The 17,413-nt window shown below is 38.5% G+C and carries 15 protein-coding genes; 4 read left to right on the top strand and 11 right to left on the bottom strand.

The features are described 5' to 3' along the window. Nucleotides 1-297: 297 nt before the first annotated feature. From EV194_RS06520 to EV194_RS06510, 3 genes are all read right to left on the bottom strand, one after another. Nucleotides 298-879, bottom strand: a complete 582-nt coding sequence (locus EV194_RS06520) for a DUF2179 domain-containing protein (protein ID WP_132433240.1) — start codon at nt 877-879, stop codon at nt 298-300. Between the two features lie 4 nt (nt 880-883). Next, the gene (locus EV194_RS06515; RefSeq protein WP_132433239.1) at nt 884-1,279 is read right to left on the bottom strand and encodes a thioesterase family protein; all 396 of its coding nucleotides are present in this window, start codon (nt 1,277-1,279) and stop codon (nt 884-886) included. Nucleotides 1,280-1,847: 568 nt separating this feature from the next. Next, on the bottom strand, nt 1,848-3,425 hold the full coding sequence (locus EV194_RS06510; protein WP_132433238.1) for a peptide chain release factor 3: 1,578 nt from the start codon (nt 3,423-3,425) through the stop codon (nt 1,848-1,850). 126 nt (nt 3,426-3,551) lie between these two features. Here EV194_RS06510 and EV194_RS06505 point away from each other — a divergent pair, with 126 nt between their 5' ends. After that, nucleotides 3,552-4,412: a histidinol-phosphatase gene (locus EV194_RS06505; protein WP_132433237.1), complete on the top strand. Its 861-nt coding sequence runs from the start codon at nt 3,552-3,554 to the stop codon at nt 4,410-4,412. A 6-nt stretch (nt 4,413-4,418) separates the two neighbouring features. Here EV194_RS06505 and EV194_RS06500 read toward each other — a convergent pair whose 3' ends face one another. After that, the gene (locus EV194_RS06500; RefSeq protein ID WP_132433236.1) at nt 4,419-4,925 is read right to left on the bottom strand and encodes an acetyl-CoA carboxylase biotin carboxyl carrier protein subunit; all 507 of its coding nucleotides are present in this window, start codon (nt 4,923-4,925) and stop codon (nt 4,419-4,421) included. Nucleotides 4,926-5,135: 210 nt separating this feature from the next. Next, the gene (gene accC / locus EV194_RS06495; RefSeq protein WP_132433235.1) at nt 5,136-6,647 is read right to left on the bottom strand and encodes an acetyl-CoA carboxylase biotin carboxylase subunit; all 1,512 of its coding nucleotides are present in this window, start codon (nt 6,645-6,647) and stop codon (nt 5,136-5,138) included. 256 nt (nt 6,648-6,903) lie between these two features. Here accC and EV194_RS06490 point away from each other — a divergent pair, with 256 nt between their 5' ends. The 3 genes from EV194_RS06490 to EV194_RS06480 all read left to right on the top strand — a co-directional run bounded on the left by EV194_RS06490 (nt 6,904) and on the right by EV194_RS06480 (nt 9,728). Next, nucleotides 6,904-7,410: a ferritin gene (locus EV194_RS06490; RefSeq protein WP_132433234.1), complete on the top strand. Its 507-nt coding sequence runs from the start codon at nt 6,904-6,906 to the stop codon at nt 7,408-7,410. A gap of 136 nt (nt 7,411-7,546) precedes the next feature. Continuing rightward, nucleotides 7,547-8,722: a THUMP domain-containing class I SAM-dependent RNA methyltransferase gene (locus tag EV194_RS06485; RefSeq protein WP_132433233.1), complete on the top strand. Its 1,176-nt coding sequence runs from the start codon at nt 7,547-7,549 to the stop codon at nt 8,720-8,722. Between the two features lie 10 nt (nt 8,723-8,732). Further along, complete coding sequence (locus EV194_RS06480) at nt 8,733-9,728, top strand: alpha/beta hydrolase (protein ID WP_132433232.1); 996 nt, start codon at nt 8,733-8,735, stop codon at nt 9,726-9,728. Here the strand turns inward: EV194_RS06480 and EV194_RS06475 are convergent. From EV194_RS06475 to EV194_RS06450, 6 genes are all read right to left on the bottom strand, one after another. Then, nucleotides 9,700-10,623 (bottom strand): NAD(P)-dependent oxidoreductase, encoded by a 924-nt coding sequence (locus EV194_RS06475; RefSeq protein WP_132433231.1) that lies wholly within the window; start codon nt 10,621-10,623, stop codon nt 9,700-9,702. The genes EV194_RS06480 and EV194_RS06475 overlap by 29 nt on opposite strands. A 13-nt stretch (nt 10,624-10,636) precedes the next feature. Beyond that, on the bottom strand, nt 10,637-12,031 hold the full coding sequence (locus tag EV194_RS06470; protein ID WP_132433230.1) for an alpha/beta hydrolase family protein: 1,395 nt from the start codon (nt 12,029-12,031) through the stop codon (nt 10,637-10,639). A 169-nt stretch (nt 12,032-12,200) separates the two neighbouring features. After that, a complete protein-coding gene (locus EV194_RS06465; RefSeq protein WP_132433229.1) occupies nt 12,201-12,998 on the bottom strand; it encodes an SDR family oxidoreductase in 798 nt (265 codons plus the stop codon). Between the two features lie 20 nt (nt 12,999-13,018). After that, complete coding sequence (locus EV194_RS06460) at nt 13,019-13,489, bottom strand: hypothetical protein (protein ID WP_132433228.1); 471 nt, start codon at nt 13,487-13,489, stop codon at nt 13,019-13,021. A gap of 96 nt (nt 13,490-13,585) precedes the next feature. Continuing rightward, nucleotides 13,586-14,509, bottom strand: coding sequence for a LysR family transcriptional regulator (locus tag EV194_RS06455; RefSeq protein WP_132433227.1), 924 nt, complete (start codon nt 14,507-14,509; stop codon nt 13,586-13,588). A gap of 137 nt (nt 14,510-14,646) precedes the next feature. Then, nucleotides 14,647-17,343: an exo-rhamnogalacturonan lyase family protein gene (locus EV194_RS06450; protein WP_132433226.1), complete on the bottom strand. Its 2,697-nt coding sequence runs from the start codon at nt 17,341-17,343 to the stop codon at nt 14,647-14,649. Nucleotides 17,344-17,413 lie beyond the last annotated feature (70 nt).

The following is a 17,413-nucleotide window of genomic DNA, read 5'->3' as shown; positions in this document are numbered from 1 at the left end:
TTATGGGGCCGCATCAACTGAGACTAATTAAACTCCTAAATGACAGGAATTTGAGTGCACCCTAATCGCGAAGATCCTCTGTGCTGCGAACAGCAACCCGAAGGTTGAGGCCTGTCCTTGAAAAGGATAGCTTTCTCGGTATGTTATTAGTGTTGAGTTTAACAATCACTAGCAGTTGATGCGGTTTTATTTTCAAGTAATTAACCTTGATTCTATACCGATTTTTATTTCAATGAACCTATAACAAATATAAAGGTTTCAAAGGGTTTTTGCAAGAAAACACTGCTATTTTAGCAGCTATTTTCCTTTACGCCATGGAAAGTTTCCATTGCCACGCATCATAGATCTGACAGGAAATACTCCCATATTAGCAAACCTGATATCCTCGAGGGTATAAAAGGCATTCGGGTTATATTCCTGAATGATATCAGCAACCAGTTTGTAATCACTTCGTTTGATGACGCAGTAGATAATATTAACCCTGGATCTGGTACCCTGAGCCTCCGATGATGTTATTCCAAACCCTTCGTTTGCCAGTCTTTTTATTAATGCATCTCCTTGTTCGTGAGTAATAATCCGCAGGTTCATAAAGCCAAGTGCCAGCTTTTCTTCGATGATTAAGCCAATATAGTTCCCCACCGCAAAACCGGCGGAATATGCTACGTAATACATCCAGTTATCAAGATTTTGAAATATCTTTCCCATGGCTAATAACCATATAAAGACTTCGAAAAAACCAAGAATGGGTGCAAGTATCTTATATCCTTTGGAAATGAAAACAATACGTAGTGTTCCGATGGTAACATCGGATACACGTGCTAAAAATATCAAAAAGGGTATGATGACCCAGGTAAACCAGAAAGTATCGTAAAATTCCATTAAACTAGTGTTTTACAATTGACGCATGAAAAAGTTCAATATCGACTACATATCGACTATGAGCACCAATGGCAATCTCTTCAAGACTTTCATCCAATACAACGACATCAAAAAACAGTTTGTTATTCTCTATAAATTTAAGATGTACCATGCACCGCACTAGTTCCCCTTTACCAACCGGTTTAAAATGTTTTACATTGATTTCGGAACTAACAGTTTCTTTATTCTCGTCAAGATATGGCTTAATGAGGTTGGTCACAGCTTTTTCTATAAACAAAATAAGTGCTGACGTTGAAAATGCTTTAACACCAGAAGTTCCCAGTCTATTTGCCAAATCATCATCATCAACTCTTTTCTCCAATGTCAGTCGTAAGCCTTCTTCTATTTTGTTTGTACTCATATATGATCCTTATTAAGACATTCAATTGTATTCACTCAAATTTATAGTTATTCCCAGTAATAACAAACTTCCAACATATGTTTTTAAGTATTTATTATGCAATGTCGCTTAATTAAGCGAAAAAACCTGACAGGTTTTTTCCGGTAACTATTGATATTATTTCTTTTATCATCCTGTCTTAATTAGAATATCGAAACCTGTGAGGTCTTAACTAAACGATATTGATTTATTATGAATCAATATTATCCGTTATAAAATTGTTTTGTGTCTAACGACGCCAAGAATTGAATGCATTATTGCATTTGGCAATAATGTTTACCGAAATGATCTGTCAGACATTTTCGTTATATGATGTGATGGTACCGGAAAATAGAGATGCTATCTCATCTAATTTTAACCAATTTCTCAATGATTTGATGAAGAATCACTGATTTTTAATAATTTGTGATCTCAGCATCTTTTACTCTATTTTTGAATCCTGGTCAGGTTCTTGCATAAAGCAATGAATCTCAAGATTCATCTCACCAATATGACGCAAATGATTTATCTTACCCGAAAATGAATTGTATTAAAACTCGGAGGTAAAGTAGAATCGAATATCTTTAAAATTTTCCTGAGCCATTTGCAGCATATAGGAGCTGTCTGCTAAAAATACATCCCGTCCATGTTTGTCTTTGGCCATGTATTGGGTTTTTCGTTTTTTAAAGTCCTCCAATTCAGCTTTGTTATCGGAGGTTATCCAGCAAGCTTTATATAGGTTAATTGGTTCGTACCTACATGAAGCTCCGTATTCGTGTAACAAACGATGTTGAATGACTTCAAATTGTAAAACTCCCACTGTCCCAATTATTTTTCGCCCATTGAATTGATTGATGAATAACTGAGCTACACCTTCGTCCATTAGTTGATCTACACCTTTTGCAAGTTGCTTGGCTTTCATTGGATCTGCATTCTCAATATACCTGAAGAGTTCAGGTGAGAAACTTGGCAATCCTTTATAGTGTAGCATTTCACCTTCTGTTAATGTATCTCCGATTTTAAAATTTCCTGAATCGGGAATCCCTACGATATCCCCGGGGAATGCCTCATCAATGATAGATTTCTTCTCGGCCATAAATGCGGTGGGACTGCTGAATTTCATCTGTTTTCCCTGTCGGATATGTAAGTAGTTGGTATTGCGCTTAAAATGGCCGGAGCATATCTTTACAAATGCCAGACGGTTTCTGTGGTTTGGATCCATGTTGGCATGGATCTTAAACACAAAACCGGTGAATTTATCCTCATAAGCATCAACAACTCTCTCTTCTGCTTTTGAAGGAAGAGGAGAGGGGGCTATTTTTAAAAATGCGTGCAGTAATTCTCTTACGCCAAAATTATTCAATGCACTACCGAAGAAAACAGGAGCCAGGTTGCCGGCCAGATACTCGTTTTTATCAAATTCAGGATATACTCCCTCCAGAAGTTCCAATTCTTCCCTCAGACTTGAAGCACTTGTTTTACCTACGTACTCTTCAATTTCAGGATCGTTGATGTCGGATATCTCAATGCCATCCTCTAAAACTTGTTTGTTAGGTGTAAAAAGATAGAGGTTTTCTTCTAAAATGTTGTAAACTCCTTTAAACTGATCGCCATTGCCCATTGGCCATGCCAATGGACGCACTTTTATCTGAAGTTCTTCTTCTACTTCATCTAGTAGTTCAAAGGCATCCTTTCCGGGTCTGTCTAATTTGTTAATAAATACAATTACAGGAGTTTTTCTCATACGGCAAACTTCCATAAGTTTGCGGGTTTGAGCTTCAACACCTTTGGCTCCATCGATAACAATGATTACACTGTCAACTGCTGTAAGGGTTCTGTAAGTGTCTTCTGCAAAATCCTGGTGGCCGGGCGTATCAAGTATGTTTACCTTGTATCCGTTATAATTAAATCCCATGACCGAGGTGGCAACGGAAATTCCTCGTTGCTTTTCAATTTCCATGAAATCGGAGGTGGCCGTTTTTTTAATTTTATTAGATTTTACGGCTCCTGCCACATGAATGGCTCCTCCAAAAAGCAATAACTTTTCGGTAAGAGTGGTTTTTCCGGCATCGGGGTGACTGATGATTCCAAAAGTTCGCCGACGTTGTATTTCTTCTTTAAATGTCATCTGTTGTTTTTTGAGGCTGCAAAAATAGCGGTTTTTTTTCGGCCATCCATTTTATGCCACTGATAATTCCACTTTTTTATTTGATTGAATTTTGCGTACTTTGAAGTTAGATGTAAAGATGATGTTATGAGTTGGAGCAATTATCACGGACATAGCTATTATTGTGACGGGCGAAAAGCACCGGAAGAATATATTCCCGCAGCTTTGGAGCAAGGTATGAAGATTATCGGTTTTTCATGTCACGCACCGGTTCCTTTCGAAACCGGGTGGACAATGCCGGGAGATAAACTTCCGCAATACCTTTTGGATATTGAACAATTACAAAGTAAGAATTTCAATGGCCTTCTGGTTTTGAAATCCTTGGAGGTGGATTATATACCTGAGATAGCTGGTTCACTGCATCCCGACATTTTGGCGGCCAACCTGGATTATGTTGTTGGTTCCATTCATTACGTGGATCGGTTTCCATCCGGTCAACATTGGTCCATTGATAACAGCAATGAAGAGTTTGAACAAGGCGTTGCAGAAATTTTTAACGGTAATGTGAGAAGTGCTGTATCTCGGTATTTCCAACTTCAAATAGAGATGCTCCGTTACCAGCCTCCAAATATCATCGGTCACATGGATAAAATTCGAATGCATAATGTAGTTAAACAGCATTTTGATGAGGACGATGACTGGTATGTTGATCTGGTTCGTGAGACCATGTTAATGGCTAAAGAGAAAAATGTTATAGTAGAGATAAATACCAAGTACTTTGCCAAAAACGGTTTGCTTTTTCCTGATAGCAAGCATTTTAAATGGATGTTCGAAAACAACATCCCGGCTACAATTAACAGTGATGCTCATGATCCTGAGAAATTAACTTCCGGATTCTCTCAGGTAGCAAAATTATTGATGGAAGCAGGGTATACCAAACTGATGGAATGGAATGACGGTAAGTTTATTCCAATGTCCTTTAATGAAAATGGCATTGAATGGCATTAACATGATCTAATTGCTTTTAATATGTATCAGCGATTGTCCTTCATTGACAAGGCTTTCCTCTGAAACGTCTATTTTTTCAACAGTACCTGATATATCACTTGTGATTTCGTTTTCCATTTTCATGGCCGAAAGCACTATGAGAGGGGTCCCGGCTTCTACTTTGTCTCCTTTGTTAACTTTTAGTTTTACAATTTTTCCTGACATAGGAGCTTTAATCAGTTGGTTTTTCAACTTTTTCCCATTCCCGTTGGAGCTGGATATAATCGCTGGAATTACTTTCAACTCAAAGTAATTATGCAACGTATTAACTTTATAATTACCTGCCTCGCCACTTTCAATCATCTCCATACCAATGCTTCGGCCTTTATATAAAATTGAATAAACCCCTTCTGCTGCTTTTACAACATCAAGTTCATATATTTTATTGTTTATGGATACTTTAAAAATATCACCATTTTTTTCAATTACTTTAACGGTTTTATTTGTTTTCCCGTTTTGAACCATCATTTTCATGTGTCTATAATTTGTTATTCAACGGTCACATGGAACTCGCCATCATATTCATTCCCCTGTGTAAGAATTGATCCTCATGGCTCGTTTCATGTGTCAAAATTTAGTTATTAAGGCCAAATGGTACTCGCCAATTATTATTTTACTTTGCATTGTAGCTTTCCGATAAGGCTTGATTTATGGTGTCCATTTTATCTATCACAATCACTTCATTTAATAAGGATTGTGCCGGAACAGTCGTCCAAAATTTTTCCAGTTGGAATGATGTTTTTGTTGATGAGACACAAAATCCTTACGCTTGTTTTGCTTGTTTTGGTAATCAAGATATGCCATGATCATGGCAATATCTTCAATCTCTTTAGATTGTACTGATGGTTGCAACAAAAAATCCAGATTTTCTTCTATAAAATGCGTGTTGTAATTACCCTCAATAAAATCGTTGGCCTCCATGATGCGTTGTATAAAAGCAATGTTGGTTTTTATACCTGTGATTTTGTATTCATATAAGGCACGCTTCATTCTGTCAATAGCTTCTGCTCGTGTGGGTGCCCAAATAATCAGTTTCGAAATAAGCGGGTCGTAGTAAACCGGAACTTCATAACCTTCAAAAACATAGCCGTCAGTTCGCATACCAAGGCCTAATGGTTCTGAAATGTGACGAATCAATCCGGCACCAGGCATAAAGTTGTGGTAAGGGTCTTCGGCATATATCCTGGCTTCTATGGCATGTCCTGACTGCTTTAACTCGTCTTGTTGAAGATGTAACGGCTCATTGTTGGCGATTAGAATTTGTGCCTTAACCAAGTCAACCCCTGTTACACGCTCGGTAATTGGATGCTCTACCTGTAGACGCGTGTTCATCTCGAGGAAATAGAAATGATGGTGCTTATCCATGAGAAACTCAATGGTTCCTGCTCCGGAGTAATTAACCGATTTTGCCGCAGCTATGGCATGTTTAGCCATCTCCTGTCTTATTTCATCAGTCAAAAATGGGGAAGGTGTCTCCTCAATTACTTTCTGATGGCGCCTCTGAACGCTACACTCACGCTCAAACAGATGAATGACATTTCCATGATTGTCTGCCAAAATCTGAAACTCAATGTGGTGCGGTTCTTCCAGGTATTTTTCCAAATAAACCGCATCGTTTCCAAAGGCTGATGCTGCTTCCGATCGGGCACGTCTATTTGAACTGATCAGATCTTTTGAGCTATGAACAAGACGCATCCCTTTTCCACCTCCACCTGCTGAAGCTTTAATCATAACAGGATAGCCAATTTCTGATGCCAACTCTTTTATTTTTGCTTCATCATCGGGCAGGGCTCCGGAACCGGGAACAACCGGGACCTCAGCTTTTTGCATCAGTTCACGGGCTCTCATTTTATCTCCCATGGCTATGATGGCTTCAGCTGATGGCCCAATGAAAATGAGTCCTGCTTTCCGCACTTTTTCTGCAAACTCTGCATTTTCAGACAAAAAGCCATAACCTGGGTGTATGGCATCTGCTTTTGATTTTTTTGCAATCTTGATAATTGCATCCATATTTAAATAACTCTCTGCCGATGGAGGAGGGCCAATTCGGTATGCTTCATCAGCATACCTTACATGTAAGGAAGTTCTGTCTGCATCTGAGAAAACCGCTATACTTTTTATGTCCATTTCGCGACACGTACGGATGATTCTTACGGCGATCTCTCCTCTGTTTGCTACAAGAATTTTCTTTATCATAAAGCAATTGGATTTTATTAAAGGGGAAGTTCAGATTATTTTAAAACATTACAATGTGCAGGCATTTAATGGTAATATAATCAGTAATTTATTCATATGTCAGAATGTTACATTTTTGTAACATCCAACCAATAGAACATTCTAATATGTAAATTGTTTAATTAGAATAATTCCAAATTAGGCATTTTAGTTGATATAATTGAACTTTTCACTGTTTTTTGAATTAATATTGATAAACCAATTAAACTAATTAACCATGCTTAATAAGAAAGTAGAAAAAGCTTTGGTAGCGCAAATAGAAAAAGAAGGTTATTCATCCAACCTCTATTTAGCCATGGCCAGTTGGGCCGAAACCAAAGGAATGGAAGGTGTATCCAAATGGATGTATGCACAAGCGGATGAAGAACGTATGCACATGCTGAAATTTATTGCATATGTTAACGAAAGAGGTGGCAAAGCCATTATCCCGGCGTTTGAAAAGCCCCCTGTTGATTTTGATAATGTCCATAAAATGTTTGAGCAGGTTCTTTCGCACGAGCAATATGTTACCAAGTCAATTAATGACATTGTGGCTGTATGTTTGAATGAAAAGGACTTTACAACACATAACTGGATTCAGTGGTTTGTAGAAGAACAAATTGAGGAGGAGGCTTCTGCTCAGACTATTATTGACAAACTTAATCTCTTGGGTGATGGCGGATTGTACCTTTTCGACAGAGATATTCTCTCCATGCGTGCTCAAGGTGAGACAGCAGCTGAATAGTTTTTTCATTTAGCAGACTTTTGGAACAAAATACAGGTTAAACCTTTTTTGAGGTTTAACCTGTTTTATTTAAAACGATTTAACCGTTGATTTTACTATTTTTGCATTGTAAAAAATTCATTTAAATATACCTGTTTTGAAACTTGTTGCTAAAACTTTTCACGGACTGGAACCTGTTCTGGCTAAAGAGCTGGAAGAGATGGGAGCCAGAGATGTTCAAATTTTAAAAAGAGCCGTTTCTTTTGAATCCAACAAAGAGTTGTTGTATAAAAGTAATTTGTGTTTGCGTACTGCTATCCGGATTCTTCAACCTCTAACGACTTTTACCGCCAGAGATGAGCAACAATTGTACGAAAAGGTAAAGGCGTTTAATTGGTCACCTTACTTGCGCAACGACCAGACTTTGGCCATTGATGCAGTCGTTTTTTCAAAGTATTTTCAACATAGTAAATATGTGGCGCTTAAAACCAAAGACGCCATTTGTGACCAGTTTCGAGAAAGTACCGGTAAACGCCCTTCTGTTGATGTGGAACGACCCAACTTGCTGATTAATGTCCATGTGGCTGAAGATAAATTTACTTTATCCATGGATAGTTCCGGTGAACCTCTTAACAGAAGGGGATACAGGGGAGGCGAGCATCCGGCACCCATCAATGAGGTGTTGGCAGCCGGAATGATATTGCTTTCAGGTTGGGACGGTGTTCGTCCGTTTCACGATCCTATGTGCGGTTCGGGAACCATTGTAATGGAAGCAACTATGATTGCTGCCAATATGGCTCCGAATATCAAAAGAACAGAGTTTGGATTTTCCAGATGGAATAATTTTGATCCGGAATTGTGGAAAACTGTTCTTGAGGAAGCCAAAAGTAAAGTTAATCGCCCCGATTGTAGAATTTCAGGAAGTGATATGTCTAAAAAGTCCATTGATATAGCCCGGCAATCGGCTCTGGATTTTGGATTGAAACAATACATCGATTTTCAGGTGGCTGCTTTTAGTGAAACTCATCCCATTGGCAAAGGTGGTGTTTTAATGATGAACCCTCCTTATGATGAGCGACTTAAAACAAAGGATATTGTTGTTTTGTATGAAGGGGTTGGCACCAAGCTGAAACATGAATATACCGGCTGGGAGGCATGGATAATAAGTTCCAATCTGGAGGCTTTAAAATTGGTGGGGCTTAAACCATCTGAAAAGCATACGCTTTTCAATGGTGCTTTAAAATGTGGTTTTCATAAATTCGGATTATACGAAGGATCGAAAAAACGCGTAAACCGTTCCCTTATGAAAATCAGAGAGAGTAGGGGAGAATAATTCCAGAGTGATGAACCGTGGTGTAAAATATTATCTTCCGGGGATATTATTTGTTTTGGCTCTGGTATGGTTTATTGGGCCAAGACCAGATATGCCGGTTTATCATACCAATGTTCCTCAAACACCAATAAGTCCAATTGAAGCAGAAGCCAAACTGACTTTACGTGAAGCAAACTTCTCCATTAAGCCAAATAACCAGGCCTCCATTGTCTGGGCTTGTGACTCATCAAAGGAAGCTACCCCAAAGGTGTTAGTTTATCTGCATGGTTTTGGTGCTAGTCACGAAGAAGGAAACCCGGTTCATCAACACGTTACTGACAGGATGGGAGCTAATCTTTTGCTTTCCCGGCTTTATGATCATGGATTGACTGATACATTACCCATGCAGCAATTTTCTGTTCAAAAGTTTTGGGATGATGCTCTTGAGCATCTTTCCATTGCCAGGGCATTGGGAGATGAGATTGTTTTGATGGGAACATCCACCGGTGCCTCATTGGCTTTATTGATGGCTGCTCAGTTTGAGGATGTGAAAGCAATCATCTTGCTTTCACCCAATATTCGGGTCAACGACCCGAATATATGGATTATGAACCAACCCTGGGGACTTAAACTGGGGAAAGCAATTACGGGAAGTAACAAAACAATTTCAGATCACCCGGCTGACTGGTACGATAAATATTGGTACCGTCAGTATAGCTTAAATGCAGTGGCAGAACTCCAGGAATTCCTGAAAACAGCTATGAAACCGGCTCTCTTTAAAAGGGTATCTCAGCCAGCATTAATGCTTTATTACTACAAAAACGAACAGGAACAAGATGATGTGGTTCGTGTTGATGCCATGTTAAAAATGTTTGATGAGTTATTCACCCCGTCGCATTTAAAATTGAAGCAAGCCATCCCCGATGCCGGAGATCATGTTATTGGATGTCACCTGCGATCGGGAGATGTTGAAGCAGTAAAGCTTGCGCTGGACGTTTTCATTGATGATATTTTCTATTCTGAATAAATTCTTCTATGTTTTTGAGCACTTTTTCACTTAGTCGCTCAAATGCCTGTTTTGTTCTTCCCGACGAAACTCCCATACATTTCACATTAGGGTGATTAGCCAATTCTATACTTCCTAATGCTTCAAAGGAATCGCAAAAACAGATATTATCTTCCTTTATCCATTTTTCGAATGCTTCACGATCCCATGCTGGCGATAAACCTACATTAAATAGAATTTTCCTATTCCCAAGGTGATTGAATTGTTCGTTGTGAAGAAGAACTGTGTTTTTGTTGAGGCAGCAAATGATTACATCGTTGTACGATAATAAATTGTTCAGATCCATATACCGGAAACCTTTTGCATTGGCTTCTTCTTTTTCACTACGTGAAAAATATGAAATCTCTGCACCAAAGAATTTGAGTGCATCGGCAGTCATTCCTCCAACTTTTCCCAGACCAATAATACCGGTTTTTAAACCGGTAATTTCCGAAGGCATACCAAACCATGGTTTGGTGTCAGTTCCATTATCGTTTGCTCCGAATCCATGTAAACATCGCACCAACTCACTAATCACATATTCAACCACTCCTTCATCTCCATAATCCCGAATACCTGTCACGGTTATGCCATTTTTTTCAGCATAACGAATATCTACGTTTGCGCTTTCTGGAGAATATAACAAACAACACATTCCGATATATTGAACATTTGGGCATTTTTTCAATGTTTCCGCATCCAGTGTGGTTGTATAGCTTAATAAAACCGCATCCGCGTCGTTAATGCGCAATGCTATTTCATTTGAATCCATAGGGATGTCCGGATACATGATTACTTCTTTGGCAAATTGTTTTAATTTATTCTCGACGTGAGGGACTATGCCAACAGGCTCAATGGCTACCAGTTTTCTAAACATTAGATACTTATGATTAAGGGATCGATTCTGTTTGCGTAACTATCCATTCAGTTATTGTTTCAAGTACAATTGGGGCAAAGGTTTGTTCTATTTGACCGTATGATGAAGGCAGCCCTGTTTCGCATTCCTGGAAAAGATGGTTTAATCCCTCAAATATAACAATCGAATGGTTTTTATTGCCACTTTGCTTCAGAGCTTTTTCAATGGCGTACAGGTTCTCATTGGGAGGTACCTGGAGGTCTTTTTCTCCATTTACAGCTAAAACCGGACATTTTACTTCTTTTAATGGGATAAGTGGGTCGTGATTTAAGAAAAATCGCATCCAGGGCGTTGCCCACATGTTAACCTGATAGTTAATAATGTCGTCGGTTAATACTCCTCCAGGTATTTCTTCTGATGGAATGCTTTTGTAATAGGTTTCGAGTTTTGATTTTAAATCATTAATATCCTCAGTCTTGCTGACGATATTGAAAACATTCCTGTTAATTTTCAATGACTTCTCTATCTCAGAATCTTGCATTCCAGAAGCGCGGCTAATCTGTTTAACTTGAAGATGCAGCAGATCACTCCCTTTCATGCCGGTTCCGGCCAAAAGGACTATAAATGCAATCTTTTCATTTTTAGCAGCTACCATAGGAGCAATCATTCCTCCCTCGCTGTGACCAACCAAACCAATTCGCTTGCTGTCAATTTCCGGGCGGGCCATAAGATACTCAACAGCACTTTGCACATCGGATGCAAAATCCTTCGACGTTGCACTGGAAAAGTCGCCTTCCGACTCACCGTATCCACGATCGTCAAATCTTAGTACGGCTATTCCGTGTCGTGTTAGATAGTCTGAAATGACCAAAAAAGGTTTGTGGCCAAAAATCTCCTGATCCCGGTTTTGTGCACCACTGCCAGTTATGAGCACCACTGCTGGATGCTCTTGATCCATGTTTGGTAAGGTGAGTGTTCCGGCAAGGTTAATTCCCGCTTCTTCATTTTTGAAAATCACATCTTCAGAATGATAAGGAAATGGAGGAGTTGGCTCTTGTGGTCTCTGTAAAGCTTTTTTTTCAGGTTTGTTGCGGGTTAACACCAAAGGGATATCAAATCCCGATTGTGAAAATGTTCCTTTAATTTCTTCGTTTTCAAATTGTCCTGTGTATTTCAGAAATAATCCCGGAATTTCAATTGATAAAATGCCTTCAACAAATGTTGTTGTTTTTACCTCTATTCCATAAGCTCCCTGGTCAGGACTGTCGAGGGTTGACACAAATCCATCATCGGTTTCTTCGATATTAAAAACAATAGGTAACGAAGCTCCGGGAACTTCTACTATTCCGTACCATTTTCCTGATACGTCCTGGGCGTTTACGCCAATGGTTGTTAAAAAGATAACCATTAAAATAATTGTTGCTTTCATGTGTCTATAATTTGTTTTTCCATCCCGAGTACTCGGGATGGAACTCGTCCCGAAGCCTCCTGTCTCGTTTCATCCGAAAATTATTTTGTTAATCCTTCGTCAACCTTTATTTAGTTAGCACTTATGAGCATGTTTTAACTCCGGCTTATCAAATTATAGAGTGTTGTTTTTAACATTCATAACTTTCTCTTATAAATCCCCCTTCTGAATGTATGATTTGGCCTGTTATCCAATCGGCATTTTCATTTACAAGGAATCCCACCAGTTTTGCTGCATCAGCAGGCAAACCAAATCTTCCTCTAGGAAATCTTTTTCGAAAAATCTCGGTTTGCTTTTGGTCTATCCACCCGGAGTTTATCCACCCGGAATCAGTTAAGCCAGGATTGACTGCATTTATTGTGATGTTCTTAAAACCAAGTTCATGCTGCATGGTTTTAGTAAATGTTTCTATTCCTCCCTTCGTAACTGCGTAGGCAATTTCGTTGCTCATTGCACTCAAACTTTGGCCTGATGTGATGTTTATTATTCGTCCATGGGCATTTCCATCATATCGGTCTACAAATTTTTGTGTTAGCAGTAGTGGTGCTTTTAGGTTAACCATGTAATGGTTATCCAGATTCTCAGATGTAATACTTTTAATATCTGTTTGCGTGCTGTATGTAGCATTATTTATTAAAATAGAGACTGAACCAAAATATTCTTTTACTTTATTAAATATCAGTTCGATACTTGATTCATTCATTAAATCAGCTTCATAGTGTTTACAATGAACGCCCAGGTCTGATATTTCATCTTGAATTATTGCCGGTTCATTATCATCAATCCCCCATGGCATGGATTTGTCATATGGTCGCCAGTAGGTGAAAAAAATGTCTATTCCTTGTTTGGCCAATTCAATACATATGGCTTTTCCAATACCATTAATTCTACTTACACCTGTTACTAATGCAACTCTTTTTTTATCCATGAATCTGTGTGTCATGATTATTACAAATGGACTATATGAATTTCATTTTTTTCTGCATAATGATTTACGGATTCCTTAATAATCTGAACCCGATGATAATCATCTGTAGGGATATCTATACGGATGATTTCGTTATTATTCAATCCTATTTTATATTGAGCCGATTTGTATTCAATTGATTTAACATGATTCCATTCAATTACTTTTTCCTTGGAAAAAGCATCTTTTTTAATTCTAAAGCCGGATTCTCCAATATGAACAAAAGCTTCTCTATTTAATAATGTGGCAAAAGAGAATCCATATCCTTCAATCAGATGGCCTATGCCCAGTAGGATAAATGCTATAACATATATCCAATCAAAGGTGCTGATGTGGCCATCTATAAGTAGCTTTATAATTAAAAATGAAATTGAAAAGAGTACAAGGATTATCCCATAAAAGATTCTGGTTCTTGACTTGTTTCTTTTCGAAAGGTTGATGTGTAGCTCCATTTGTATGTTTTTATGCGACAAAAAGCGATTGATAAACTGATATTTAAATAGCCTGATATTTAGAATAAAGATAAAGCATTTTTGTTGAAGTTATGTTTAGTACTCTTCAAACCAGTTAAATTTATTTTTTATAATATTATCCTTCTCTTTTTCGATATATTTTAAATAGGCTGAAGCTAACGGTGTAAGCTTTTTATCTTTTAACCAAATTAAATACCATGTGGAAAATATCGGGAATCCTTCCACCGGAATGATTTGTAGTTGTTGATTCAGAAGTTCGTTTTTTATACCAATGAGGGGCATAATAGAATAGCCCAACCCTGCTATTACTGCCTGTTTTACAGCTTCATTGGTGGTGAGTACCATTTTTTTTGTGACGGGAAGGTTGTTTTCCAAAATGAATTTTTCCATAACATGCCTTGTTCCGGAACCTTGTTCGCGGTAAATAAGTGGCATGTTTTCAAATATTCTCTTGTCATATTTTTTCTTGGTGAAAGTTTCATCGTTATTTCCTACCACAAAAAGTTTGTTTTGCATCAATCCCATTTTTTCAATGTTCAGGTTGATTGGCAAAACACTTACCAATGAAAAATCAACAGCATTTCGTTCTAAGCTATTCATAACCTGTGCCTTGTTTTTTACATCCAGCAATAGCTCTACGTTCTGATGTTGTTTAATGAAATCGACAATAAAAAATGGTGCTACGTATTTTGCTGTGGAAACAATTGAAAATTTGAGTTTTCCGGTAAGCAAGCCTTTATGTGCTTGCATCATATAGTTTATGGCGTGCACTTCGGATAATATTTTTTCTGCGGCAGAGGCAATCTCTTTCCCAAAATCTGTCACAAAAATCCTCCGGTTTATAATTTCAATCAATGGCACTTCAAACTGTTCCTGAAAGTTTTTTAACTGAATTGAAACTGCTGGTTGGGTAAGATGTAACACTTCTGCAGCCTTTGTGATGCTGTTTGTTTGCACCACTTTCTGGTATATTCGTAATTGATTAAGTGTGTAGTTCATAAACATTATTTATGTGTAGTATTGTAAATTTAAATAAAAATTTATGAATAAATTTTCTCAATTTGTGTTTGTTTAATTCAAAATATTTAAAAATGACCAGAATAACAGTTGCAAAAGGGGATGGCATTGGCCCCGTATTATTTTTTAGAAGTCTTGCTAACATCTATAAGCCGCAAAATCTGCATAGCAGCAAGTCCCCATTGAGCCGCATAATTAGTAGAAATATCAGGCGCTTCAATTATTGTATTTAAAGAATAAGGCGATTTTATTTCAACAGCCTCAGGTATTTTTAAAGATCTTTCAGCATCATTAAGTATGAATTCTTCCCAGGCGCGCAAAGCCAATTCTTTATCTGATTTTTTCATTGAAGCATAAGCTGTTAAACGAGAATGTCCTGGTCTTAGGCCCCTGTTGCGTGAGACTGTTCCCAATGCCGCATATTGCTCCTCATCGGAAGCATTATAGAGTTTGCAATACTGCAACCATGCTTCTTCAAATTCAGGAATGTCAATCAGTTCAATCAGTTCAGCAACAATTTCAATCAGACCAAAAACGGCATTTAAATGTGAAACAACAATTTGATCGCTATCGGAGATTTCAAAAGCTCCAGTCTCAACATCCATCATACCAACACCGGTAAAGAAGCCCTGAGGTTGGGCGGCTATTGATTTCATTCCATTACGAATTCTTTTGTATGATGCTTTGTTCCTATTTCGCTCCCAATCGGTTAGCCAGGCAGACGCGATCGATCCCCAGTCGGTTCCAAAACTTAACAATACTTTAGAGGGATCACTTAAATCAACATCAACTCTTTTTCGAAGTGGGGGCACATCGTGAAGCGTCCGATGAGCCTCAATCTGAGCATCCATTAAATCTCCCACTCGATCATCGGCTGTGAGATAGTAATAATATCGTCTGTTAGCTACCGTGCTAATTCTTAACTGTTTGGCACTACACCCCCAATGCAGAACATTATGCCGGGATCCAAGTGGTGCAAATGGTCCAATGTGATGAACATCAACTTCTCCGGTGTGACGTGTCATGGCCTCAGCCATCCTAAATGCATCCGCTCTGCCAGAATGGAGAAAATAGTACCATAACCAAATATCTGTAGCAAGTTCTGAATTGTCCCAGGCATATCCACCAACATCATATCTCCACACATGACGGTCATAATCGTAGGTGTGCATAAAATCACCATAATCCCAGAAACCATACCAATTATGCATATCCACGCTTTTCTTATAATAATCAAATAGCCAATCTAACTTGTCGGTAATTTGATTTCTAATTGGGTCTGTATCAGATGAATCTTTTACAGTCCATAAGCCACCAAAAACTCCTGCATCATAGATGTGTTGAAGATCGGCCATCAATATGGGCGGTTTGGCAACGGAGGCAGCGTAACTAGCAAAATTTTCTCTTGCGGGAGTTTTACCCGGAACCCATAAATCCAGTTCACTGGTTCTGGCGACACCTATGGGACGGCCAAAACCTGGTTCATAATCCTCATAAATGATCTCAAGACCTTCCCATTGCTTTTCGTAGGTATCCATACCCATACCGTCGTGATAAAATCGCAAATCCATAGGATCTGATTCAGGTGCCCATAACCACAAAGTAACTTGCGCGTTGTCGGTATTTGCCTTTCGTATATCGATTTGAGCAGGATAAGATTGCCAAAAATTTCTAATTCCAAACCCTATACCTCCCAAGGGTGAACCTACAAAACCAGCTCCGGACGAGCGGGAACCATAACCTGCATTTAGCCATGTGTGACCCGGTTCAGTTCTTTTTCTTATTCTGAATGCATTTGAGGAAGATTGAAATAGGGTATAATCACCAAAAGTCGCAATATAAGGCAAACCACGACGCACTCTTTCAGGAAACTCTTCAACAGCCGGTGTCATAAGACCCTCCAATTGAGCTGAAATAATTTCCGATCCGGGATCACGGCGTAATCCTGTTAACCCTTTAACTGCTTCTGCAAAAACACCATCATTCTCTCCAGAAAAACGAATGTGCCGATCGTGCATTTGAGCATTGTGCATGGGAACATCAAAACGAACTCCTATACCACGAATAAAATCTTTCTCTTCATCTCCATCATATGTAATGGAGTGCATAATTCTAATATTTTCTGATCCCGCATAAAAATACAAACGAACTGAAAAAGGCATGAGCTGATTATTATTTTCCGATTGATGAATACCTGATAGTTTTACAACAGATCGTATCGGTCCGTCTTGCTCCAATAACACATCCTTGATCTGTCCCGTAAAATGGGTCGTTACAACTGCGAATTCTGGACTTAATTCAGGTGTGTTTTGGTGCAAAACCACCAAATGTCCATTTTTTGCAGATATCACACCTTCCCGAGATATGGACTCAAAAATATTTGATCCGGATTTATTAATGGTAACTTCCATTATTCCGGTTTTAATGGTTATTGATTTTTTATCTTCAATTACTTTAAGGGTTTTCTTGTATTTCGGATTTAAATCCTCAATTAACTTTAGATCTTCAGGCAAATGGTCGCCGGGACTAACTGCCACTGCAGTCCACTTGACTGAACCATCTGGCCAAAATGCGAATGGCCATGTCTGGATATCAAGAGATGTTTGTTCATCACTCATTAGTTTAAAGGTCTGGCCTGGTTCAATTAACCCGCGCTCCCAAGGTACACCAAAGGTGGTACCTGAAAAGTGAGATGGAGCAGACTGATCAAGCCAATTTATGTTGGCTGTTTTGGTTGGGTTTCCTGCAAATCCAATATTGAAGTTGGTTAGCATAATGGATAAGATCCACACAGGTAAAAGTTTATTTTTTTTCATTGAAATATGAGGTGTTTGGTACATCGTCTTTAATGAAAGAAGTCCCAAGTGAATGATTTATTGAATTCGG

Source organism: Natronoflexus pectinivorans (assembly GCF_004345615.1).
Lineage (GTDB): Bacteria > Bacteroidota > Bacteroidia > Bacteroidales > Marinilabiliaceae > Natronoflexus > Natronoflexus pectinivorans.
Note: the sequence above shows the minus strand (reverse complement) of the source record. Positions and strands in the feature narration are given on the sequence as shown.